This is a genomic window from Mesorhizobium sp. B3-1-8 (assembly GCF_006439495.1).
Taxonomy (GTDB): Bacteria; Pseudomonadota; Alphaproteobacteria; order Rhizobiales; family Rhizobiaceae; genus Mesorhizobium.
This window is the reverse complement of sequence record NZ_VFTK01000024.1, coordinates 39,411-60,939: the sequence shown is the minus strand read 5'-3', so window position 1 is coordinate 60,939 and position 21,529 is coordinate 39,411. Positions and strand designations below refer to the sequence as shown.

Sequence of the window (21,529 nt, the reverse complement as noted above, 5' to 3'; positions counted from 1 at the left end):
CGCGTACGGACCCGCGATGATGGAGAAGCTTGGGCCTAACATAGGGAGAGCGCCTCCCCTTGCCAAGCAGAACAGCACGTATCGGTTAAGCTTTCGCCCACCCTCGGCCGCCATCATGGCCGTGGAATGGCGGCGCCGGCGGCGGCAGCGCGCCGACAAGGGCCGCGACGGCGGCGCCGGGCGCGAGATCGAAGGACGGCAGGAAGCGGGCGAAAGGGGCTACCACTGGGACCATCGAGATCGCCCGCGGGCCGGCATCGCCGCCAGTGAAATCAAGGCGTTCGTCTCCGGACCACAGCGCGGGCTCCGCGGCAAGCGCGGCGCGCGAAAGGCTTGGTGGAATATCCTCGCTCAAAGGCGCTTTCCTGGCAGCGGCGGACCCCAGCGGCGCGATCACCAAGCCGCCCGGCCCGTCTTTCAAAGTGATGCGTCGCCGGTTGTCCCAAAGCTGGTTATCCGACGGCGGCAGGGCAGCGGGCAGGTTGCGGTTCTCGCGGCGCAGGAAAATGCCGGTTCGGCGCGCGTCGACCACCGTCCGCGACAATGTGGCGCAAAGCGGAGCCGACCGCAGGCGGAAAAGCAGCGCGGCGCAGCGCGCCTCGTCGGCGAGGAACGACATGCCGCCGACAGCGGCCAACAGGATGCGCAGCGCATAGAGGGCGGCTTGGCTATCCTCATGCTCGGTAAACTCGCGGTCGAGGCGGATGAGGCCCGGAACCGGCCTGTCGGCAAACGCGTCGATGAGCACGGCGGCGCGGCGGCCGATGTCGTGGCGCTCGAGAGCCGCCTGCTGCGACCGTGCCAACGCTTCCGCGATCCGCCGTTCGCCATCACCCTGCCCGAGCTTTGCCCGCACGCGCGGCCGCTCGAATCGGATATCGACATTGGTAGGGTCCTCGATCCAGCCGATGTCGCGAGCCCGCAGCATCTCGCGCAACACCCCGCGACTGGTGCCTAGCAGCGGCCGGACGATCCATGTCCGCCAGTCGTGCAGCGTGGCGGGCGCCATGCCGGCCAGGCCCCGGCCTTCCTCGTCGCGGGCCTGCCGCATCAGCACCGTCTCGGCCTGGTCGTCGGCGGTATGGCCGGTCAGGATCAGCTTGATGCCTTCGGCGCCGGCCGCTTCGGCAAGCAGCCTGTAGCGCGCCTCGCGCGCGGCGGCCGGCAGACCGGTCGCCGGCTTGTCGCCGCGCCAGGGAAGAATGCGATGCGCGATGCCGCGCTCGGCGCAGAAACGGGCAACCTGCCGCGCCTCGACGGCCGAGCCTGGCCTTAGGCCATGATCGACGGTCACCGCGAGCAGCCTGGCGCCCGATGCGGTCCGATCGAAGTAATCCTTGAGGAGAATAAGCAGGGCGGTCGAGTCGCTGCCGCCGGACACGGCCGCAACGGCGCCGGTCGAAAGATCTAGGTCGGAGAAAAGGCAGTCCGAAAGGTCAGGTTTGGTATCGGCCGTCAGCACGCCGCCAGGGCCTTTTCCTGCTTGATGCGTTCCTTGAGCGCGCCGGAAACGTCGGGATAGCGCTTGCCGATCTCGCTGAAGGTGGCGCAGGCCACGTCGTTCTGCTTCAGGCCGACCAGCGAAACGCCGAGCTTGAGCAGCATGTCGGGCGCCTTCTTGGCCCTCGGGTATTCCTTGCTGGCGGCGAGGAATATCTCGGCCGCGTCACGGTATTTCTGCTGGCCGAGCAGCGACTCGCCCAGCCAGTAATGCGCATCCGCCGCCTTGGCGTCCTTGGGGAAGCGCGAAATATGATCGCGAAAACCCTGCTCGGCGGTCGGGTAATCGCCCGACAGGATGAACTGGTAGGAGTTGCGGTAGAGCTCGTCGGGATCGTTGGTCGACGGCAGCGCGGCAACTTGCGTGTCGCCGGCCTTGTTCTTCTTGGCCGGCGTCTCGGCGGAAGGAGCGCTTGCGGTGGCCGCCGGGGCTTCCGCCGGCGCGCCTGCCTGCGAACCGGTCTCGGCATTGACCACATTGCCGTTCTTGTCGACGGTGATGGTGCCGAAATTCTTCGGCGGCGCGCCGGTGATCAGCTTGCCGGGATCGCCGGTCTGCGATTCCACGATGACGTCGCCGACGCTTTTGCCGCCGCTGTCTTGCCCGCCGGTGTCGGCCGGCGCCTGCGTCGCCGGAGCCTGGGCGACGCTGTTGTCGGTTCCGGCGTCGCCGGTGCCGGATTGACCGGTGCCCGCATCGCCGAGATTGGTGTTGCCGTCGTTGCTGCCCCGGTCCTGGGGCGCGGCTTCCGATTTCTTCTGCCCGGCCGGCTTGGCGCCTCCTTGCGAACCGCCCTCGAGCTGCTGGAAACGGAACTCATTGTCTTCCTGCTGCTTGCGCATCTGTTCCTGCATCTGCAGGATCTGGAAATTGAGCTCCTCGATCTTGCCGTTCATCTGGCGAAGCTGGTCCTCCAGGCCAGTCATGCCAGCGCCGCCATCCTGCTGCGCGATCTGCGCCTGTTCCGGCTTCTTCTTGTCGCCGAAGATGCCAAGCGTCGGCAGACGGAAGGTGAACCCGCTGTCGGAGGCCCGCCCGGCACTGTCGGCCGAGGCGGCAAGGCTTGGGAGGCTTGATACGAGCAGCAGCGCAAGCGTGCCGCTCAGGACCGTTCTGAAATGCATTCTGTCTCTCGCGGTGGGTGTTGGCCTGATGCGCCTTTCCAAATCAAACAGTGGGAGAAAGCGCCCTCGCGCTCATAGCAGGACGCGAGACTTCGGCCAAATTTTGTTTCAATCCGTTGCAAATGAAAAAGGCGGCCCTGAGGCCGCCTTTCATTTTGGGATGTTGTATTTTTGTCGCCTGGGACGCCTGGCGCCCTTGGCGAAAATCGATCAGGAGCCGGCGCCGGAAAGCGTGGTGACGGCGCGGCGGTTCTGCGACCAGCAGGAGATGTCGTCGCAGACCGCGACCGGACGCTCCTTGCCGTAGGAGATCGTCTTCAAGCGGCCGGCGGAGACGCCCTTGGAGACCAGAAAGTCGCGCGTGGCGGCGGCGCGGCGGGCGCCCAGCGCCAGATTGTACTCACGCGTGCCGCGCTCGTCGGCATGGCCTTCGATGACGATCGCGTACTGGCGGTACTGGTTGAGCCACTGCGCCTGGCGGGCCAGCGTGGTCTGCGCATCGGCGCGGATCGACGAGGAATCGGTATCGAAGAAGATGCGGTCGCCGATGTTGACGGTGAAGTCCTGCGCGGAACCTGGCGTAGCGGCGCCGGCACCGTTGAGGCCGAGATCGGCCGCGCTGTTCGGGGTCTTCTTCGAGGCGCAACCGGTAATGGCGAGAGCCGCCACCAGCGCGATCATGGCCGGATTTCGGGTAAGTGCTGCGATACGGCCCATGCCGCCTCTCCTTCGCATTCGAGTGATTTCGTTGATCACCCAGTAACCACGTTTGGGTTAACCGGCATTCAAGAAACACGGTTAATGTTTGGTTTCGAGCCGCCGTCCGCGACTGCTTGGCCCCACGCTTTCCAAGGGGCGACATTGCGCGCGGACCCTAGGCGGAAATGCGGCCAAAACATGAAAAAAGAGGGAATTGGGGAACTGGAGAATTGAAGAACTGGAGAAACAGGTCACTTCAGCGACCCTCTGAGATTCACCAGCATTCCGTAGATCTGGTTGTAGGATCGCAGCCACTCGTCAAACTGGGCCTTCGAAATGTGCCCGAGGTCGAAGACGTAGGAGATCCATGTCTCGACTTCGCTGGCGCGTCCAACGTAGCGTTCCTGCTTCTTCAGTTCTCCAGTTCCCCGCCCCTCACTCCAAAAGCGGCGACCACGCCGGGTCCGACGCATAGTTCGCGGTCGGAATCTGCTGTTCGTTGCGGCCGGTGAGATCGACCGAGACCAGCTTGGGACCGCCGGCGGTGTCGCGGAAGAACATCAGCACGCGACCATTCGGCGCCCAGGTCGGACCCTCCTGCTGGAAGCCGGAGGACAGGATGCGCTCACCCGAGCCGTCGGTCTTCATGACGCCGATCTGGAACTCGCCGCCGCTCTGCTTGGTGAAGGCGATGAGGTCGCCGCGCGGCGACCAGACGGGCGTCGAATAGACGCCGTCGCCGAAGGAGATGCGATGCGGATTGGAGCCGTCCGCGCCCATGACATAGATCTGCGAACGGCCGCTGCCGCCGCCGCGGTCGGAGGTGAAGACGATCTGCGAGCCGTCCGGCGAATAGGAAGGAGAAGTGTCGATCGCGGTCGAATCGGTGAGCCGCGTCGTCGAACGGCTCCTCAGATCCATGGCGAAGATGTTGGAATTGCCGTCATCGCGCAGCAGGCTCATGATCACCTTCTGGCCGTCGGGCGAAAAGCGCGGCGCGAACGTCATGCCGGGGAAGTTGCCCACCAGCTCGCGCTGTCCAGTCTCGATCTGCAGCAGATAGACCTTCGGCTGCCCGCTTTCATAGGACATGTAGGTGATTTCCTGCCGGTTCGGCGAGAAGCGCGGCGTCAGAACGATCGCGCGGCCGTCCGACAGGTAGCGCACATTGGCACCGTCCTGGTCCATGATGGCGAGCCGCTTCTTGCGGGCGTTCTTGGCGCCGGACTCGTCGACGAAGACGACGCGGGTATCGAAATAACCCTTTTCGCCGGTGATCTTCTCATAGATCGCATCGGCGATGATGTGCGCGACACGGCGTTGGTTGGCGTCGTTGGCGAAAAACTGCTCGCCGGCCAACTGCTGGTTGCCGAAAATATCCCACAGCCGGTACTGGGCGCGAATGCGGCCATCCGCCTCCTTGCTCACGCTGCCGGTCACCAGCGCCTGCGCATTGATGACCTTCCAGTCGTCGAAACGAGGCTGGGCATCCGGATTCGTGATCTTTTCGACAAAGGCGGCCTTGTCGATCGGCGCGAACAGTCCTGACCGCTTCAGGTCGGCTGCGACGATCTCCGATATCTGCGGTCCAAGCCCTCCCTGAAAGTCAGGGATGGCGATCGGCATCGGCTCGACATTGCCTTTGTTGACGTTGAGCTCGAGGGTTGCTCGGGCAGGCAAGGTGACCGCAGCATTTATGCCCATCGCCATCGCGGCGACCATCAGGAGCGGCTTGAGGATGGATTGCATGTCTTCTCGCTTCTCTTGCTGATTTCTCGGACGCTCAGGCTAAAGACCGAGCATCGCTCTCGGGTCGAAGTTGACGCGAACGTCGGACCATATGTCTTGCTTCCCGGCGGGAACCTGCAGTCCCGCGACATCGCATTTCTGCACGGCGCGAACCGCGCTGGCGTCGAACTGAGGGTTGCCGCTGGACTTCTCAACGGTCGGGCGGCCCTCCAGCTTGCCGGAGGCATTCAGGTTGAAACGGATGACCACGGTGAAGTTCTCGGAACCTTCGAGGCCCACCGGAAGGGTCCAGCAACCACCGAGTTGATCCTCCAACGCCCCCTGCTCCGACTTGGAGAGCTTCTGGCCCTGGTCCTTTTCGCCGCCGAGCGAGGCCTGCTGGGTCGAGCGCTTGGCGCCGCCGCCGGACGGCTTCTGCTTATCGAGCAGGGCCGTTATCTCGTCGGCATTGAACTGCTTCTCGTCTGACTTCGGCTTCGAGGAAGCCTCCTTGACCGGCTTTTCCGCATCCTTGCGATCCGGCGCCTTGGCGCTCTCGGCCTGGGCCGGCTGCGGCTTCGGCCGCGCTACCGGCGCTGGCGCGGAATCCGGAAGCTTTGCCTCTTCCGTCGGCTGATCCTGCGAGATCGCCTCTGCGACGGCGTCGGGCTTGACCTCTTCCTTTTGGATGGCCGCGGTCTTGTCCGGCTGCGGCGCGGGCGTCGGTTCCTTGGCCGGCGTCGGCTTCGGTTCCGTCTGCTTGACCGGCTCGGGCTTGACTTCCTCCTTCGGCGTCGGCGTCGGGGCTACCTCGGTCGCCGGGGTCGGCTTCGGCTTCTCCTGCGGCTTCGGCACATCCTCGACCGCGGGCTTCTCGGTCGGCGTCGGCGCGGGCGGCGGCGCCGCTGTCTTCTCGACCGGCTTCGGCTTGGCTTCGTCCGTCACCGGCTTGTCGGTATCGACGGTGTTCTCGCCGACCTTCTGGGCGTCGGGCACGATATCGGGACGCTTGGTCGGCAGCGGCGCCGGCTTGTCATGCATGACCGCCTTCTTGTCGCCCTGCAGCGTCTGTGCCACGGCTTCCATCGGCACGATGTCGACCGCCACCGACTCCACGTCGCTGGCAGGCATGGCCGGCGGCGACGACAGCGTGAACAGCCCGAAGGCCAGCGCCACCGCATGCAATATCACCGAAGAGGTGAGGCCGGTCCGCATTTGGCGTCTACTGATCCTGTTCCTGCAGCGACACCAGGCCGATATTCTTGTAGCCGGCCGCCGAAATGCGAGCCATGACCTTCATCGCCGTGCCATAGTCGGTCGACTTGTCGCCGCGGATGAAGATGCGCTCGTCATAGCCGGTCTTGGAAATCGCCTGCAGCTTGGCCACCAGTTCCTCGATCGGAATCTCGGTCTCCTGCAGGAAAATCTTGCCCGCGGCGTCGATCGAAACGGTGATCGGCTGGGTGTCGACATTCATCGCCTTGGCCTGCGTGTCCGGCAGGTCGATCGGAACCCCGACGGTGAGCAGCGGCGCCGCGACCATGAAGATGATCAACAGCACCAGCATCACGTCGACCATCGGCGTGACGTTGATTTCGGATATCAGGGCATGGTGACGGCCACGCCGCCTATGGCCGCGCCCGCCTCGCCCCATGCCACCTGCGCCTGCAGACATCCCCATGATCGCTCCTCAGGTCTTCTGCGCTACTTTTTCATCGATTTGGCGCGAGAGTATGGCGGAGAACTCGTCCGCGAACCCTTCCATGCGCACGCCGAGTTTGTTCGCGTCCGATGACAGCTTGTTGTAGGCGATGACCGCGGGAATGGCCGCGAGCAGGCCGATCGCGGTCGCCAGCAGAGCCTCGGCGATACCCGGCGCCACCACCGAGAGGCTGGTGTTCTTCGAGGCGGCGATCGCCTGGAACGACGTCATGATGCCGATGACGGTGCCGAACAGCCCGATGAAGGGTGCGGCCGAGCCGGTGGTGGCGAGGAAGCCGAGGCGACCCTCCAGCTTCTCCATTTCACGCGTCAGCGCCAGGTCCATCGCCTTGTCGATGCGGGTCTGCAGCGCCAGCGCCGATTTCGCGCCCTTTTCGAAACTCTTCTTCCATTCGCGCATGGCAGCGACGAAGATCGCGCCCATGCCGGTGGTCTTGCGGTCGGCCAGCGTCCGATAGAGTTCTTCAAGCGATTGCCCGGACCAGAAGATCTGCTCGAAGCGGTTCAGTGCCAACTTCATCCGGCCATAGGCGACGAGCTTGTCGATGATGATGGCCCAGGTCCAGATCGAGGCGCAGAGCAGGCCGATCATGACCAGCTTGACCACCCAGCCGGCCTGCATGAACAGCGCCCAGATCGATAAATGCGCTGCCGGATCGGCGAGTGCGATGTTTTCCATGACTTAAGTCCTTAAGATTATCCGGGCATCGCTGGCGGCTGGCCCATGGCATCCCTTTGGTCCGATCGCGCGAAGCGTGAAGCTTGCGGGCTACGCCCCGAATGCACCGTTTCGCGGCCTTTTCGAGGCAAATATTGGTGAAAGGAAGGCGCACGAATTGCGCCAATCTTCGCCAATTCCTTCATGAACCGTTATGGTTAAGGATGGGTTAGGACGTAAGGCGCGGCGCATTGCCGCGCATGGCTGCAGCCGTCCGGCCACAGGAGCCGTCTGGTTACTGGCTTCGAGATTGTGCCGGCAAGCTAAGAGTCAGGACTTGGCCTTTGGCATAAAGGCGGCGACCCACTCCTTCGGGAAACGCTTTGGCCGGCCGCTTTCGCCGACGATCGCCGCTTCGACCCTGGCCTCGACCAGCACATCGCCGGCGCGCTTCAATTGCTGGCCCATGAAGATGCGGGCGCCGGAAATGTCGTCTGTGCGGGTGTCGATGGTCAGGATATCGTCCATGCGCGCCGGGGAACGGAAGTCGATCTCCATGCGCCGGACCACCCAGACGATGCGCTCGCCATGCTTGCCGTCCAGGAGTTCGGTGTGGTGGACGCCGGTCAGCCGCAGATAGTCGGAGCGACCGCGTTCGAGGAATTCGAGATAGCGCGCATGATAGACGACGCCGGAGAAATCGGTGTCGGCATAGTAGACCCGGGCCATCAGCCGATGGCCGAAATCCGTCAGCGCGCCGGAAAGCCCGGCGCTCAGCGCCGCCGATTCACCATGATCGTCCATCGCGCTTTCCTTTTCAGGCCCGAACAGGCACCTAAAGCCCTCGGACTTCAGGCACTTTCTATGCGTATCGTTATCCCAAAACCGCTGCACACTTTTGGGCGACACGCACTGTTTTCGCGCGGAAACGGGATGGCATTGTTGGGCACGATGATCAAGACCTTGATGGCGGCGCTGCTTGCGTTTGCCGCTTTGGCGTTGCCCGCCGGAGCGGCGACGTTCTCGATGAAACGCGGCCTCAATCTCGACCAGTGGGTGACCTGGCCGACCGAGGACAGATGGGGCGACCGCCAGGCGATCCTGCCCTATCCGGAATGGCGCAGATTCCTCAACGAGGATGACCTCAAGGCACTCAAGGATGCAGGCTTCGACTTCCTGCGCATGCCGGTCGATTCCGCGCCCTTTCTCTCGGACCAGACCGCGGCCCTTCGCGACGACCTCTATGGCAGCGTGCTGGACTCGGCGCGCATGGTCAACCGCGCCGGCCTCAAGGTGATCGTCGACCTGCATCTGATCCCCGCCGGCGGCAATCGCAAGATCGGCATGAGCGACGTCATGCACGATCCGGCCGTCTTCGATGCCTATACCGAGCTGGTGCGCAAGATGGCGCGGACGCTGGCTAAGGAGGATCCGAAGCTTGTCGCGCTGGAATTGATGAACGAGCCGCTGGTCGATTGCGACGCGAGCGGCACCAATCTTTGGCCCGACCTGCAGAAGCGCTTGTTCGCCGCCGCGCGCGCCGCCGCCACCCGGCTCACCCTGGTGCTGAGCGGCGGCTGCTATTCGAACGCGGAATCGCTGGCCAAAATCGATCCCAGGACGATCGCCGATGACAACGTCATCTGGACCTTCCATTCCTACGATCCGTTTCTTCTGACGCATCAGGGCGCAAGCTGGGCCGGCGACTTCATCCCCTATGTCAGCGGCCTGCCTTACCCGCTGACGGCCGTTCCGAAGGCGCAGTTGGACATGGCGCTGGACACGATCCGCGACCGGATCAAGGCCGAGGCGCCCTGGGCGCGGCGGAGCGGCCTCCTCGCCTATCTCGACGAGCAGGTGGCGACGATGGACAGCCCCGAAAAGCTGCTTGGCGTGATGGACGCGCCGTTCGCGACGGTCGACGCCTGGGCGAAGGCAAACGGCGTCAAGCCGCAGGATATCACGCTCGGCGAATTCGGCATGATCCGCCAGGAATACGGCAACGGCTTCGTCATGCCGGCCGCCTACCGCGCGGCCTATGTGCGCGACATGATTGCCCGCGCCGAGGCGCACGGCTTTTCCTGGTCGGTCTGGAGCTATGGCGGCGCCTTCGGCATCGTCGACGCGTTCGACGGCGAGAAGGCGGAGCCGGACGTGATGAACGCCATCCGAGCGCTTCGGTAAGCTGAGCTGCGCTGAAGCGGATTCAGGCGACGCGCTTTAAGCCTTTGTTTTCATGCATACCGCTGCACACTTTTGCGCGACATGCATTAGCCGAGATCGATCTGCAGGATCTCCGGCCGCACCCCGAAACGTATCGGCGCGATGCTGAAGCCCAGTCCGCCCGAGACAATCAGGTTGCGATCGTTCTCGACGACATGGCCGTAGGCGTAACGGTTGCCGTAGGCGGAAGGCACCACCGGCGAATAGCCGAACAGCCGCACCTGTCCGCCATGCGTGTGACCGGACAGCGTCAGCGAAACTCTCCAGGGCACTTTCGGAAAAATATCCGGCTCATGCGCGAGCAGGATGATGGGAGCAGTGTCGCCAACCTTGGCCAGCGTGCCGGGAAGGTCGTCGAGACCGGTGAGCCCCCTGCGGCCCTTGGCCTTGTCCGGCAACAGGGCGATCTGGTCGGCCAGGCCGGCTATCCAGAAGCCCTGCCCGTCCTTTTCCAGGCGTACGACGTCGTTCTCCAGCACCGGAATGCCGACGGCCTCCAGCGCCTTTCGCGAAATGGTCGGCCCTGCCCCGGCCGCTTGCGCCGAGCGATCATCCCACCAGTCGTGATTGCCGAGGATAGACCACACGCCGAGCGGCGCCTTGAGCCCGGCCAGCGCGGGCGCCCATTCCGACGCGTTTACCCAGCCGGTCACCAGCCGGGTCCCGGCGGGGTAGTCGCCAAGCATGACGATGACGTCCGGCTGCAGCGCATTGGCCTCTTCGGCAAGTGCTGCGATCCGTTCCGGCGTCATCCAGGGCCGGCAGGCATGGATGTCGGCCAGGGCCACGACGCGTAACTTGAGTCCGGCCGGCCAGTGCGGCGGCGTCAGCGTGTAGCGCTTCACATGGGTCAGCAGCATCGGCTCGATGCCGACGGCATAAGCGCCAAGCGACACCAGGCTGAAGGCCGAGCCGCCGACAAGGCGCAGGAAACCACGTCTGGTGATCATGGATCGGCCCAAGCCCCTTGGGAATTCTATCAGGAAGCTGCCTTAAAGGGGGCAATTACGCCCTCAGCTAGGCCGAGGCGAGCAGATTCTGCGCAGACGGGCCGTTACGCGGCCAAACGGCGAACAAATATGCGTTACTCTTCCTGAAACAGGCTGATCTGCTGCTGGACGATATCCTTCGGCGGGTCGAGCCCGAGATGGCGCCAGGCATTGGCGGTCAGAACGCGGCCGCGCGGCGTGCGCTGGATGAAGCCCTGCTGGATCAGATAGGGCTCGATGATGTCCTCGATCGCGTCGCGCGGCTCGGAGAGCCCGGCCGCGATCGTCTCGATGCCGACCGGTCCGCCGCCGAAATTGCGCGCGATCATCGACAGATAGCGGCGGTCGAGCGCGTCGAGGCCAAGCGCGTCGACCTCCAGCCTTGTCAGCGCCTCGTCGGCGATCTTCCTGTCGACATGGCCGTCCCCCGCGACGCTAGCGAAATCGCGCACCCGGCGCAGCAGCCGGCCGGCGATGCGCGGCGTGCCGCGCGCGCGGCGCGCGATCTCCAGCGCGCCATCGTCGCCAAGCGGCATCGACAGGATGCGGGCACCGCGCCGCACGATCTGCTCCAGCTCCTCGACCGTATAGAAATTGAGCCGGACGGGAATGCCGAAACGATCGCGCAGCGGATTGGTCAGGAGCCCAAGCCGGGTCGTCGCCGCGACCAGCGTGAAACGGGCAAGGTCGATCTTGACCGAGCGCGCCGCCGGCCCCTCGCCGATGATCAGGTCGAGCTGGAAATCCTCCATCGCCGGATAGAGGATTTCCTCGACCGCCGGATTGAGCCGATGGATCTCGTCGATGAAGAGCACGTCGCGCTCCTCCAGATTGGTGAGCAGCGCCGCCAGATCGCCCGCCTTGGCGATAACCGGACCCGAGGTCGAGCGGAAATTGACGCCGAGCTCGCGCGCCATGATCTGCGCCAGCGTCGTCTTGCCGAGCCCCGGCGGACCGACGAACAGCACATGGTCGAGCGCCTCGCCGCGGCCCTTGGCGGCATCGACGAAGACCTTGAGATTGGCGCGCACCGCCGCCTGGCCGACGAACTCGTCGAGCGACTGCGGCCGCAAGGTCTGGTCGGCATCCTCACCGCGCTTGTCGGGGGCAATGAGGCGGGGCGAAAGGCTCATGCCGCCTTCCTTGCATAGGACCGACAACGGAACAAGCGCCGCCTCACCGCGCCAGTTCCTTAAGGCCGAAGCGGATCAGCTTGGACGCATCCGCGCCCTCGCCAGCCGATTTCAGCGCTGCCGCAACCGCGTTCGCCGCGATGTCGCGCGAATAGCCGAGATTGACCAGCGCCGAGACCGCGTCGGTGATCGGTGCCGCCGCGACGCCTTCGCCGAGCTCCTGCTTGAGGCCGATCGTGCCGCTGGCCGCGCCCGCATAGGCAGGCGCCTTGGTGCGCAATTCGGTGACGATGCGCTCCGCCACTTTCTTGCCGACGCCTGGCGCTCTGGAGACCATGGCGATGTCGCGCAGCGCGATCGCATTGGCGAGCTCGGCCGGCGCCAGCGTCGACAGCACCGCCAGCGCCACCTTGGCGCCGACGCCCTGCACATTGTTCATCAAAAGCCGGAACCACTCGCGCTCCAGCGCCGACTGAAAGCCGTAGAGCCGGATCATGTCCTCGCGCACATAGGTCTCGATGAACAGCACCACCGCCTCGCCCGGCGACGGCAGCGACGCCAGCGTGCGCGCCGAGCAATGCGCGACATAGCCGACGCCGTGCACGTCGACGAGGCAGGAGTCCTCGTCGATCTCGTCCAGCGTGCCCTTGAGCTTGCCGATCATGATTGTCCCCTCACGCCAGTGCTGCCATCCGGTAGGCGACGCTTTGGCGGTGATGCGCATGGCAGATGGCGATGGCCAAAGCGTCGGCAGCGTCGTCGGTGTCGAAGATCGCCTTCGGCATCAGCACCTTGACCATCATATGGATTTGCTTCTTCTCGCCGTGGCCGACGCCGATAACCGCCTTCTTGATGGCATTGGGGGCATATTCGGCGACCACCAGCCCGGCACGCGCCGGCACCAGCATGGCAATACCGCGCGCCTGGCCGAGCTTCAGCGTCGCCGTGGCATCCTTGTTGACGAAAGTCTGCTCGACCGCTGCCTCATGCGGCATGGCTTGGTCCAGCACCTCGGCCAAACCGTCATGCAGCTGGCAGAGCCTTGTCGCCAACGACTCCTTTTCGTCGGACCGCACCGTGCCGGACGCGACGAAGCGCAGCGAATTGCCCACGCTGTCGATGATACCCCAACCGGTGCGCCTCAGCCCCGGATCGATACCGATGATGCGAATCGCTTCCCCCATGCGCCAAGTCTAGCCGTGGCGGCAAGCGATGCCAGCAAAATGTGAACAAACCAGAAACAATCGCGATCTTAAGAACGCATTCGAAATCCCATCAAGCTGGCGTTCACGGGCTGGCAGACCCGAAATCCGGACCTAATTTAGTTCGTCAGGCGACGGATGGTTTTCGATAGCCGCGTGAGAAATGCCGGCCTCGACGACGCGACCATCTTCCATGCCAGGACTGCATTTCCCATGCGCCGCGGCAGGAGCCCGATGCAGAGGAACCAGGCTGCCAGCGCAGCCCGCCGCCGCCAGGATGCGTTCATTTCCAGACTGGCGGCGGCGCCCGCTTTTGCCAGTCCCAGCCGGGAGTCGGTCGCGACCGGATGCCGGGGCTCGTCGACGCAAAGCGAGGCCAGTCGCTCTTCCAGATGAACCGGATCGCGAAGGCCGGCATCCGGCGGTACGGTCAGACCGATCTCGGCCGCCCGGTCGGACAAGGCTTCAAGGCGCCGGAAGTCATGCGCCACGCGCCAGCGCGCCCGCTCGGCAAGCTTTTCGGCAAAGACCGAATGGTTGGAGCCGTGGATGCGGTAGGCGCCAAGGCAGGCGTCGATGGATTTCACCTCCCCGTGCAGCGGCGCAAGCGTTGCGAGATAGCCATCGGCGCCTTGCCGGAAATCGCTTTCGGGCATGGGCATTATCGGGTCCAGCGCCTCACGGTCGAACGCCAGCCCGCTCGTCACCGTCGTACGGTAGCGCCCCTTGCGTAACAATTCCGGGACGACATTGCCCGAGTCGAACGGCTGTTCCGGGGGTGGAAAGACATCCTTGATATGTTGGTCCTCGTCGACGAGATGCAATCTGAATTGCGCCTGGGCGACATCCGCGTCCCACTCGTCCAGGACCTCGGAGACGGCGTTCGGATAGAGATAATCGTCGGCGTCGAGGAAAAGAACGATCTCCCCGGTGCTCGCCTCGAACCCCGTATTGAACGCAGCGGCATGTCCGCCATTCCTGCGCCTGAGGCACGAGCGGATCTTGTCGCCGTAGGATTCGATGACGGCCACCGACGCGTCCGTCGATGCGTCGTCGACGACCACGACCTCGACATTTCGGTGGTCCTGCTCCAACGCGCTGTCGATGGCGCGTCCAAGAAACTGTTCGTAGTTGTAATTGGGGATGATGATCGATACCGGGATGCGGTCCAATGGCGAATGCACGGGATCAAGCCTCGCAATCTGCTTTGGTCACAGTGACGGTGATTTTCTTGCAAAACCGGCTCGGGTCGACCCGGCTGCGGCGAACGGCTCCAACTAGGGGCCCATCGCTTCGAGACAAGGGCGATATTTCTCGCAAAGGCCGGCATGACCTTCGATGCAACGACGGTTGCCGCAGTATCGAAAAGCAGTCGGGCGTCGCAGGCGTTCGACTTGCGGCCACGATCGCGGCTTGCCAGATCGCGCCTCGATTGAACGATGTGGGTTCCCGCTTCCAGCGCGCCGCTATCGCGGCGTTTGTTGCAAACGCGGTTTCAGCCGCGCGCGAAAGCCGTATTCAAGAGACTGATCTGGTCGGAAACCGGGTTGGCCCGCCGGCTGGGGGCGTGCGTCTCGTTGATGACGCCGCCATAGATTTCCTCGTCCATGCGCCGCACCAGCGCCTGAAGGCGCAGCGAGCGCGTCACGAGGTCCAGAAAATCCTTGGGCAGCTCTTTCCAGCCGAGCGCCTCGTCATGCGCGGAGGCGGTGTCGAGCCGCACCTTGGATTTCTCCGAGGCCACCTGGTCGCGCGTCATCTCGCCGGAATTCGCCGCTCGCTGCAAAAGCAGCCACGAGGCGACCTGCATGAGCCTTGTGGTCAGCCGCATCGACTCGGCCGCATAGAGCGTCGCCGCCGTGCGCGACAATTTCTTGGCTTCGAGCCTGCCCTTGCCATCGAGATATTCGGCGGCCTGCTCGACCAGCCCCATGCCTTCCTGGTAGAGCGGCTTGAAGGATTGGGAGAAAACCCGGCGCTCCGCCAATTTGATGGTTTTCGCGCTGCCCTTCGAAGGCTCGTTCATCGATACGCCCCTGCACTGCCGTCGGCCGATTCGGCAATCCTTGCCGACGCGGCCCGCACCCTAAATGACTGAGGCTTGAAAATGCGCTTCGATGCCCATGAAGGCAAGCGCATGTTTAACAAACGGTTAACGCAGGCCTCGTTCCAGCCATCCGCAAGCGGATGGCACCGGCTTGCCGCCCGCGGACAAAAAAAGAGCCGCGGATAAGGCGGCTCTCAGGAGTTTAACAGGGAGGCGTCAAACAAAGTGGCTCCAACCACTCGGTAAGAATCCAGCAAAACTGGATGCGCATAGTAAACGCCCGTAAAGCTTAATGAACCCTTAACGCGGCGACGATTTTTTAAGCGACGCGCTTTTCTGTGCCGGAACAGGACAGCCGGCCTCGCCGCGCGGGATCGCCCGAAAACCGGATTTCGGATGCAGTCATCGCGGCCTTCGAAACATCTTGGCTGCCGCCGCGGCATCGTTCCGAAACACGCGCCACGCAAAAGCCTGCTCCTCTGAAGCGGCGCGCGGATCCGCGCCGCTCGAAATCATGCGGGATATCCGGGAGCAGATCATGGATTGGTATTCGATCGTCAAATTCCTTCACATCGTTTCGGCCGTTTTGTGGGTCGGCGGCGGCTTCGTGCTGTTCCTGCTCGGCGTGCTGGCCGAGCGTGCCGGCAACATCGAGGACAAGCTGCAGGCTATGCGCGCCAGCGGGCAGCTCGGCGGCAAGTTCTTCGCGCCGATGTCGATGCTGACGCTGGTCTTTGGCCTCATCATGTGCGGCTTCTGGGTCGGCTTTACCGACCTGTGGATCGCCATCGGCCTCGTCGGCTATGCCACGACCTTCTCGATCGGCATGCTCGTCTTCAAGCCGACCGGCGAGCGCATGGGTGTCATGATCGCCGAGCAGGGCGTGACGCCGGCCGTTCTTGCCATCGGCCAGCGCATGATGAACTGGGCGCGCCTCGATTATGCGGTGATGCTGGTGATCATCGCCGACATGGTGCTGAAGCCCACTTTGCACGACATCGGCATTCTTGCCGGCATGGTCATGGTGGTTGCGCTGGGCGCCGCGCTCGCCTTCGGCGGTAGCCGCCAGATGGTGCCGAGCGCCGCCTGAATCCTTGTGGTGAGGTGGCCTGATAGCCACCTCACCACAAGCCGGCGATACCATCCCACAGCAACTTGACGGCGACCACCGCGACGGTGGCGTAGGTGAACGGGTAGAAGATTTCCGGCCGCATGCGGTGCACCAGCCACGCCCCGGCGATGGTGGAAAGCGGCGCCAGCGGCATCAGCACCGCTGACGCTGTAAGGTTGGTGGTGTCGAACTGGCCGAGCGCGAAATAGGGGATGAGCTTCAGCGCGTTGGTGGCGGCAAAGAAGATCGCCGCCGTGCCCGACAGCACTTTCGGGTCGAGCCGGATCGGCAGTGCATAGACCTGGAAGGGCGGGCCGCCGACATGGGCGACGAAGCTGGTGAAACCGGCGACCGTGCCCCAGAAGGCGGCGGCAATGCGGTTCGGTTCCGCCGCATGGTCGGCACCATGGCGGAACTGCAGATAAATCCAGCGCAGCACGAACACCAACGCGACCGCGCCGACGATCAGCCGCACCATCTCCTCGGTGACCAAAGCCGCTGTCAGCCAGCCGAGCCCGATGCCGATGACGGCGCCAGGCATCATGTCGACCAGCATCTTGCGGTCGTAGACACCCCACCAGGTCCACACGGAAACCACATCCATCAGGCACAGGATCGGCAGCAGGATGGCGGCCGCCTGAACCGGCGGGATGGTCAGCGCCATCAGCGGCACGCCGACGAAACCGACGGCGCCGCCGAAGCCGCCTTTCGACAGGCCGACAAGGATCACCGCCGGAATGGCGGCGGCATAGAACCACGGGTCGCTGAGCAGGCCTGACATCGGCAAGGGAAGGTTGGAGAAGGCGGGAATTCAGCCATAGCGCAGAACAGCGCCGCCCGGATAGTCATTAATGCCTGCATCCGCTATTGCCGGCCCGATATCGACGACCTGCCGCACGGCCAAGTTCGTCATTCGGCCGGCTCGCTGTCTCGAGGTATGGAAATGAGCGCCATCAGCATTCGCAAGGCGCGCGAAGCGGACATTGCTGCGATCGTCGCGATGCTTGCCGACGACGCGCTCGGCAGGCCCGCGAAGACGCCGGCCTGCCGCTGTCGCGGGCCTATCTGGACGCCTTCGCGGCGATAGACGGCGATCCGAACCAGTTCCTCGCGGTGATGACCGACGGCGACGATGTCATCGGCACGCTGCAGATCACCTTTATCGCCGGACTGTCGCTGCGCGGTGCCCGGCGCGGCCTGATCGAGGCGGTGCGCGTCGCGGCGGAGCGGCGCGGCGAGGGCTTGGGACAGCGCCTCTTCGAATGGGCGATCGACAAATGCCGCGAGCCCGGCTGCCGCGTCGTCCAGCTGACGACCAACAAGAGCCGGCTCGACGCGCATCGCTTCTATGAGCGCCTTGGCTTCAAGGCCAGTCATATCGGCTATAAGCTGGAGCTTTAGCGCGGCTCAGCGTTTCACGGAAGCGCCGGCCCCTCTAGCCTTTCGTATAGTCAGGCCCAAAACGCGTCGGCAGGCCGTCGGCGAGTTTCAACCAAGGGAGCTTTTCCTCGAAAGCGACATGTAGCGTAGGCACAAATTTTTCCGGCTCCGCCATCGCCGCCGCAAAGAAATGCATGACACCAGACATGTTCTTTGAGCGGAAGGAAAGCGGCGAGCCACAGTGATCGCAAAATGTTCTTTCCACGCCGGGAGAAGAGTTGAATACCTTCGGTGGCTTGCCCAGCCATCGCCATTGGCCGTCCAGTACGCCAATGTAGGCGGTCATCGGCGCAGAACATTGCCGCCGACAACTTTCACAATGACAAACCACGCAGGCCTGTGCCGAGCCATCGACTTCAAAGGCAACAGCGCCACATAAGCAATGGCCACGCATGCGAAACCTCCTTGAGGCAGCGAGCACAGCTTAGTGCCGGGGGCGTGCGGGAGTCGCCAAGGAATGCGCCGAACTTGCGCCTGATCCCGACATCCGGCGCTGGCGAATATGGCCGCGTGCGCAAGGCGTTAGCTTCAAGCTGAGTTCATCACCGCCGTGCCTGGACCAGCAGGAACATCGGCCGCTCGAGTTCTTCGGCCAGTTCCGGCCGGGCGGCGATCTGCGCGTCCGACGGGCAAAATTCCTCGACATGCCCGATGCTGAATCCGGCCTGGATCAGCAAATTGAGCGTGGTGCCGATGGTGCGGTGGTGCTTGACCACGCCCTTGGTGAACCAGTCTGTGGCGCGCGGTCCCTCGACCAGATACCGGTCGACCGGCCATGTCTTCCTGCCCGCGGCATCGACGGACCAGCCCGGGTTGGTCGGCGCCATGTAGATCGGATGTTCCGTCGAGAAGACGAAGGTTCCGCCGGGAACCAGGGCCTGGTGGACGGTCGCGAACAAGCCCGCGGCATCGCCGACATAATGCAAGGCAAGCGAGCTGTAGGCGAGGTCGAAACGGGCTTTTGGCAGACTGAACTCGTCGAGGTCGGCACGCCGATAGGTGACGGCATCGTCGGAGCCGGCGGCGCGTGCCCGCGCAAGCATCTTTTCCGACAGGTCGAGGCCGAGGACTTCGCTCGCGCCATGCGAGCGCGCCCAGCGGCAGAACCAGCCGAACCCGCAACCGAGATCGACGATGCTCAAGCCGTGGACGTCGGGCAACATGGCGCGCACCGCCGGCCATTCGGGCGCGCCGTCCAGGCCCTCGACCGAGCGGCCGAGACGGCTATAGCCGTCGAAGAAATCCGGACGGTCGTAGATGTTTTGCGCCATGTGCCTTTCCTGCTTTTTGCCTGCATATCTAGCGGACCTCCCCTCGGCTTCCAACGCCATCCTCGGAACCCGAATGGGCGACGCAAGCCACAGCCGTGGTTAAGCATTTTGGCCCTGGCGCCGCGCGGCTGCTGTTCAAGCCGCCCCCTTTGCTCTATGCCGCAATGCAACCATCTTCGCCCGGCATAGGCGAAACCGGGATCGAAGGCCAATGAACGATTTAACTCCGCCCAACCGCTGCCGCATCGTGCTGATCGCGCCGCCGCTCGTGCCTGCCGAGCAGATCTGCGCGGCGTTCGAGGGGGGTGACGTCGCCTCGCTGATCCTGCCCGACAACGGCATGGACGACGCCTCCTTCCAGGCCTTCGCCGAAAGGATAGTGCCGATCGCTCAAAGTGCCGGCGTCGCCGTCATCATCGCCGGCGACAGCCGCGTCGCCGGGCGCGTCCAGGCCGACGGCATCCATGTCGAAGTGAAGTCGGCGGAACTGGCCGAGACGATCGAGCGCCTGGCCGGCAAGATGATGGTCGGCGTCGGCGGCGCCAAGACGCGCGACGAGGCGCTGGAGCTCGGCGAGGGGCGGCCCGACTATATGTTCTTCGGCCGTTTCGGCTATGACAACAAGCCGGAGCCGCATCACCGCAACCTCACCCTCGGCAAATGGTGGGCGGAGATGATTTCGATCCCCTGCATCGTCATGGCCGGCTCCGAGCTTGCTTCCGTCGAGACGGTGGCCGCGACCGGCGCCGAGTTCGTGGCGCTGTCCAGCGCCGTCTTTGCCGACGGGCGTGACCCGCGGGCGGCGATCGCCGCCGCCAACGCCCTGCTCGATGAAACCGCGCCGCGTTTCGAGGACTGACATGCGCCTGCGTGTCCTTTCTCTGGTTGTCCTGGCCGGCTTGTTTGCGCAGGCGGCGACGGCGGCTGAGACCATCCCGCTGCCACAGCAGCGGCCGGATGCCGGCACTCCGGACTCCGGCACACCGAATACGGTCACGCCCAACACAGGCACACCGGATGCAAGCAGGTTCGGCACCGCCACGCACATCGACAAGCCGATCCAAAACACCTTGCCGCAACCGGCCACCATGACGCCGCCATCGGCCGACACCGTCAATCCCGACCGCTTCGGCGCCAAGCAGCCGGACGCCGCCTACGGCGCCTTCCAGCGCGGGCTGTACAAGACCGCCTACAACCTCGCCATGGACCGGGCCAAGAACGGCGATCCGGCGGCCGAGACGCTGGTGGCCGAAATCCTGTCGCGCGGACTGGGCGTACCGCTCAATCCGGCCGAGGCCGGCAAATGGTATGCGCTGGCCGCCGAACAGGGCGTGCCGGAGGCACAGTTCCAATATGCACTGATGCTGCTCGACGGCCGTTATGTGAAGAAGGACGAAAAGGGCGCCTTCGCGCTGATGCAGGCCTCGGCCGAGGCCGGCAACCGGCTTGCGCAGTTCAATTTCGCCCAGTTGCTCGTCCAGCAGGATCCGGGCGATGACGGCCTGGTGAAGGCCGCCGTATATTACGAGCGCGCCGCCGCCACCGGCCTTGCCGATGCGCAATATGCGATGGCGCAACTCTACGCCAACGGCGTCGGCGGCAAGCCGCATGACGACGCCCAGGCGCGTCTTCTGCTGGCGCAAGCCGCGAGGCAGAACTACGACACCGCGCAGATCGACCTCGCCGCCTGGATGATCGAGGGACGCGGCGGCGGGCGCGACCTGAAATCGGGCTTTGCCTGGATGAAGCGGGCGGCGGAGGGCGGCAATGTCGCCGCCCAGAACCGCCTCGCCAAGCTCTATATGGGCGGCATCGGCACCGATCCGGACCTGATCCTTGCCGGCGCCTGGTACATCGTCGCCCGCCGCGCCGGCCTGATCGACCCGCGGATGGACGATTTCCTGCAGGGCCTCGATGACGACCAGACCAAGCAGGCGCTGCAAAAGGCAAATCGCCTGCGTTGACGCATGGCGCCACGGAGCCCTGTCCGGGCTCGCTTGGGTCCCCTCCCTTGCCTCCCTCCCTTGCTACTGCGTGCAATTTGTGGTCTTGGAGGCGCCAAAGCGCGACCCGCGCCAGAAAAATCTCATTCCGGATCAGTTCATCATGGCCAAGATCAGTGGCAACGAAATCCGTCCCGGCTATGTCATCGAGCACGATGATGGGCTGTGGGTGGCGGTCAAGACCAACACCGTCAAGCCTGGCAAGGGCGGCGCCTACAATCAGGTCGAGCTGAAGAACCTGATCAACGGCACCAAGCTCAACGAGCGCTTCCGCTCGGCCGAGACCGTCGAGCAGATCCGGCTCGATCTGAAGGATTTTTCGTTCCTCTACGAGCAGGGCGACGCCCTGGTCTTCATGGATACCGAAAGCTACGAGCAGCTCGAACTGGCCAAGGACTTCGTTGGCGAGCGCGCCGCCTTCCTGCAGGACGGCATGATGGTGACGGTGCAGCTTTACGAGGAGCGGCCGATCGGCATTTCGCTGCCCGACCAGGTAACGCTGACCATCACTGAGGCCGACCCGGTGGTTAGGGGCCAGACGGCCGCCTCCTCCTACAAGCCGGCGGTGCTGGAGAACGGCATCCGCGTGCTGGTGCCGCCCTTCATCTCGGCCGGCGAGCGCATCATCGTCGACACCAACGAAATCACCTACATGCGCCGCGCGGATTAACGGCAAAA

The 21,529-nt window shown here is 64.3% G+C and carries 23 protein-coding genes and 1 pseudogene; 6 read left to right on the top strand and 18 right to left on the bottom strand.

All coding sequences use genetic code 11. The annotated features are described in order from the left end of the window. Positions 1-85: 85 nt before the first annotated feature. From tilS to ybgC, 9 genes are all read right to left on the bottom strand, one after another. On the bottom strand, positions 86-1,462 hold the full coding sequence (tilS, locus tag FJ424_RS21870; RefSeq protein WP_140654930.1) for a tRNA lysidine(34) synthetase TilS: 1,377 nt from the start codon (positions 1,460-1,462) through the stop codon (positions 86-88). After that, positions 1,456-2,625 (bottom strand): tol-pal system protein YbgF, encoded by a 1,170-nt coding sequence (gene ybgF, locus FJ424_RS21865; RefSeq protein ID WP_140654927.1) that lies wholly within the window; start codon positions 2,623-2,625, stop codon positions 1,456-1,458. The genes tilS and ybgF overlap by 7 nt, the downstream gene beginning before the upstream one ends. Positions 2,626-2,835: 210 nt before the next feature. Continuing rightward, entirely contained in the window at positions 2,836-3,342 is a 507-nt protein-coding gene (gene pal / locus FJ424_RS21860) for a peptidoglycan-associated lipoprotein Pal (RefSeq protein ID WP_126080754.1), read from the bottom strand. Between the two features lie 233 nt (positions 3,343-3,575). Continuing rightward, positions 3,576-3,797 (bottom strand): four helix bundle protein, encoded by a 222-nt coding sequence (locus tag FJ424_RS21855; RefSeq protein ID WP_140654925.1) that lies wholly within the window; start codon positions 3,795-3,797, stop codon positions 3,576-3,578. Next, positions 3,760-5,046, bottom strand: a complete 1,287-nt coding sequence (tolB, locus tag FJ424_RS21850) for a Tol-Pal system beta propeller repeat protein TolB (RefSeq protein WP_226892221.1) — start codon at positions 5,044-5,046, stop codon at positions 3,760-3,762. The genes FJ424_RS21855 and tolB overlap by 38 nt, the downstream gene beginning before the upstream one ends. A 66-nt stretch (positions 5,047-5,112) precedes the next feature. Continuing rightward, positions 5,113-6,267 (bottom strand): TonB family protein, encoded by a 1,155-nt coding sequence (locus FJ424_RS21845; RefSeq protein WP_140654922.1) that lies wholly within the window; start codon positions 6,265-6,267, stop codon positions 5,113-5,115. A 7-nt stretch (positions 6,268-6,274) separates the two neighbouring features. Beyond that, positions 6,275-6,733 carry a protein TolR gene (gene tolR / locus FJ424_RS21840; protein ID WP_140645854.1) on the bottom strand — a complete coding sequence of 153 codons (459 nt, stop codon included), beginning with the start codon at positions 6,731-6,733 and terminating at the stop codon, positions 6,275-6,277. 9 nt (positions 6,734-6,742) lie between these two features. After that, on the bottom strand, positions 6,743-7,453 hold the full coding sequence (tolQ, locus tag FJ424_RS21835) for a protein TolQ (protein WP_140645855.1): 711 nt from the start codon (positions 7,451-7,453) through the stop codon (positions 6,743-6,745). 309 nt (positions 7,454-7,762) lie between these two features. Then, positions 7,763-8,236: a tol-pal system-associated acyl-CoA thioesterase gene (ybgC, locus tag FJ424_RS21830; protein WP_140654919.1), complete on the bottom strand. Its 474-nt coding sequence runs from the start codon at positions 8,234-8,236 to the stop codon at positions 7,763-7,765. A gap of 129 nt (positions 8,237-8,365) precedes the next feature. On the opposite strand from ybgC, the gene FJ424_RS21825 reads away from it, so the two are divergent. After that, positions 8,366-9,616 carry a cellulase family glycosylhydrolase gene (locus tag FJ424_RS21825; protein WP_140654916.1) on the top strand — a complete coding sequence of 417 codons (1,251 nt, stop codon included), beginning with the start codon at positions 8,366-8,368 and terminating at the stop codon, positions 9,614-9,616. A gap of 86 nt (positions 9,617-9,702) precedes the next feature. Here the strand turns inward: FJ424_RS21825 and FJ424_RS21820 are convergent, their stop codons facing one another. The 6 genes from FJ424_RS21820 to FJ424_RS21795 all read right to left on the bottom strand — a co-directional run bounded on the left by FJ424_RS21820 (position 9,703) and on the right by FJ424_RS21795 (position 15,005). Further along, on the bottom strand, positions 9,703-10,605 hold the full coding sequence (locus FJ424_RS21820; protein ID WP_140654914.1) for a metallophosphoesterase: 903 nt from the start codon (positions 10,603-10,605) through the stop codon (positions 9,703-9,705). A 134-nt stretch (positions 10,606-10,739) separates the two neighbouring features. After that, complete coding sequence (gene ruvB / locus FJ424_RS21815; protein WP_140654911.1) at positions 10,740-11,777, bottom strand: Holliday junction branch migration DNA helicase RuvB; 1,038 nt, start codon at positions 11,775-11,777, stop codon at positions 10,740-10,742. A gap of 43 nt (positions 11,778-11,820) precedes the next feature. Then, entirely contained in the window at positions 11,821-12,441 is a 621-nt protein-coding gene (gene ruvA, locus FJ424_RS21810) for a Holliday junction branch migration protein RuvA (protein WP_140654908.1), read from the bottom strand. A gap of 10 nt (positions 12,442-12,451) precedes the next feature. Beyond that, positions 12,452-12,961, bottom strand: a complete 510-nt coding sequence (gene ruvC / locus FJ424_RS21805) for a crossover junction endodeoxyribonuclease RuvC (protein ID WP_140654904.1) — start codon at positions 12,959-12,961, stop codon at positions 12,452-12,454. Positions 12,962-13,098: 137 nt separating this feature from the next. Then, positions 13,099-14,163 carry a glycosyltransferase family 2 protein gene (locus tag FJ424_RS21800; protein WP_140654901.1) on the bottom strand — a complete coding sequence of 355 codons (1,065 nt, stop codon included), beginning with the start codon at positions 14,161-14,163 and terminating at the stop codon, positions 13,099-13,101. A 311-nt stretch (positions 14,164-14,474) separates the two neighbouring features. Beyond that, on the bottom strand, positions 14,475-15,005 hold the full coding sequence (locus FJ424_RS21795; protein WP_140654898.1) for a DUF1465 family protein: 531 nt from the start codon (positions 15,003-15,005) through the stop codon (positions 14,475-14,477). A 559-nt stretch (positions 15,006-15,564) separates the two neighbouring features. Between FJ424_RS21795 and FJ424_RS21790 the strand changes: the two genes are divergently transcribed. Continuing rightward, positions 15,565-16,116, top strand: a complete 552-nt coding sequence (locus tag FJ424_RS21790) for a DUF2269 family protein (RefSeq protein ID WP_140654895.1) — start codon at positions 15,565-15,567, stop codon at positions 16,114-16,116. A 31-nt stretch (positions 16,117-16,147) separates the two neighbouring features. On the opposite strand, the gene FJ424_RS21785 is transcribed toward FJ424_RS21790, so the two are convergent. Continuing rightward, complete coding sequence (locus FJ424_RS21785; protein WP_140655020.1) at positions 16,148-16,918, bottom strand: sulfite exporter TauE/SafE family protein; 771 nt, start codon at positions 16,916-16,918, stop codon at positions 16,148-16,150. Positions 16,919-17,080: 162 nt separating this feature from the next. Here FJ424_RS21785 and FJ424_RS21780 point away from each other — a divergent pair. Next, positions 17,081-17,538 (top strand): annotated as a pseudogene (locus FJ424_RS21780) (GNAT family N-acetyltransferase). A 34-nt stretch (positions 17,539-17,572) separates the two neighbouring features. Here FJ424_RS21780 and FJ424_RS21775 read toward each other — a convergent pair. Further along, positions 17,573-17,971 carry a GFA family protein gene (locus tag FJ424_RS21775; RefSeq protein ID WP_140654892.1) on the bottom strand — a complete coding sequence of 133 codons (399 nt, stop codon included), beginning with the start codon at positions 17,969-17,971 and terminating at the stop codon, positions 17,573-17,575. Between the two features lie 148 nt (positions 17,972-18,119). Then, entirely contained in the window at positions 18,120-18,848 is a 729-nt protein-coding gene (locus FJ424_RS21770; protein WP_140654889.1) for a class I SAM-dependent methyltransferase, read from the bottom strand. Between the two features lie 211 nt (positions 18,849-19,059). On the opposite strand from FJ424_RS21770, the gene FJ424_RS21765 reads away from it, so the two are divergent. From FJ424_RS21765 to efp, 3 genes are all read left to right on the top strand, one after another. After that, the gene (locus FJ424_RS21765) at positions 19,060-19,707 is read left to right on the top strand and encodes a thiamine phosphate synthase (protein ID WP_140654886.1); all 648 of its coding nucleotides are present in this window, start codon (positions 19,060-19,062) and stop codon (positions 19,705-19,707) included. 1 nt (position 19,708) lies between these two features. Beyond that, complete coding sequence (locus FJ424_RS21760) at positions 19,709-20,812, top strand: tetratricopeptide repeat protein (RefSeq protein ID WP_140654884.1); 1,104 nt, start codon at positions 19,709-19,711, stop codon at positions 20,810-20,812. Between the two features lie 142 nt (positions 20,813-20,954). Then, positions 20,955-21,521 (top strand): elongation factor P, encoded by a 567-nt coding sequence (efp, locus tag FJ424_RS21755; protein ID WP_140654881.1) that lies wholly within the window; start codon positions 20,955-20,957, stop codon positions 21,519-21,521. Positions 21,522-21,529: the final 8 nt, after the last annotated feature.

Bases quoted from the DNA above. Each gene is read 5' to 3' on its own strand.
- ybgF (WP_140654927.1), bottom strand. From the start codon at position 2,625: ATGCATTTCAGAACGGTCCTGAGCGGCACGCTTGCGCTGCTGCTCGTA.
- pal (WP_126080754.1), bottom strand. From the start codon at position 3,342: ATGGGCCGTATCGCAGCACTTACCCGAAATCCGGCCATGATCGCGCTG.
- FJ424_RS21855 (WP_140654925.1), bottom strand. From the start codon at position 3,797: ATGCGTCGGACCCGGCGTGGTCGCCGCTTTTGGAGTGAGGGGCGGGGA.
- tolB (WP_226892221.1), bottom strand. From the start codon at position 5,046: ATGGTCGCCGCGATGGCGATGGGCATAAATGCTGCGGTCACCTTGCCT.
- FJ424_RS21845 (WP_140654922.1), bottom strand. From the start codon at position 6,267: ATGCGGACCGGCCTCACCTCTTCGGTGATATTGCATGCGGTGGCGCTG.
- tolR (WP_140645854.1), bottom strand. From the start codon at position 6,733: ATGGGGATGTCTGCAGGCGCAGGTGGCATGGGGCGAGGCGGGCGCGGC.
- tolQ (WP_140645855.1), bottom strand. From the start codon at position 7,453: ATGGAAAACATCGCACTCGCCGATCCGGCAGCGCATTTATCGATCTGG.
- ybgC (WP_140654919.1), bottom strand. From the start codon at position 8,236: ATGGACGATCATGGTGAATCGGCGGCGCTGAGCGCCGGGCTTTCCGGC.
- FJ424_RS21825 (WP_140654916.1), top strand. From the start codon at position 8,366: ATGGCATTGTTGGGCACGATGATCAAGACCTTGATGGCGGCGCTGCTT.
- FJ424_RS21820 (WP_140654914.1), bottom strand. From the start codon at position 10,605: ATGATCACCAGACGTGGTTTCCTGCGCCTTGTCGGCGGCTCGGCCTTC.
- ruvB (WP_140654911.1), bottom strand. From the start codon at position 11,777: ATGAGCCTTTCGCCCCGCCTCATTGCCCCCGACAAGCGCGGTGAGGAT.
- ruvA (WP_140654908.1), bottom strand. From the start codon at position 12,441: ATGATCGGCAAGCTCAAGGGCACGCTGGACGAGATCGACGAGGACTCC.
- ruvC (WP_140654904.1), bottom strand. From the start codon at position 12,961: ATGGGGGAAGCGATTCGCATCATCGGTATCGATCCGGGGCTGAGGCGC.
- FJ424_RS21795 (WP_140654898.1), bottom strand. From the start codon at position 15,005: ATGAACGAGCCTTCGAAGGGCAGCGCGAAAACCATCAAATTGGCGGAG.
- FJ424_RS21790 (WP_140654895.1), top strand. From the start codon at position 15,565: ATGGATTGGTATTCGATCGTCAAATTCCTTCACATCGTTTCGGCCGTT.
- FJ424_RS21785 (WP_140655020.1), bottom strand. From the start codon at position 16,918: ATGTCAGGCCTGCTCAGCGACCCGTGGTTCTATGCCGCCGCCATTCCG.
- FJ424_RS21775 (WP_140654892.1), bottom strand. From the start codon at position 17,971: ATGCGTGGCCATTGCTTATGTGGCGCTGTTGCCTTTGAAGTCGATGGC.
- FJ424_RS21770 (WP_140654889.1), bottom strand. From the start codon at position 18,848: ATGGCGCAAAACATCTACGACCGTCCGGATTTCTTCGACGGCTATAGC.
- FJ424_RS21765 (WP_140654886.1), top strand. From the start codon at position 19,060: ATGAACGATTTAACTCCGCCCAACCGCTGCCGCATCGTGCTGATCGCG.
- FJ424_RS21760 (WP_140654884.1), top strand. From the start codon at position 19,709: ATGCGCCTGCGTGTCCTTTCTCTGGTTGTCCTGGCCGGCTTGTTTGCG.
- efp (WP_140654881.1), top strand. From the start codon at position 20,955: ATGGCCAAGATCAGTGGCAACGAAATCCGTCCCGGCTATGTCATCGAG.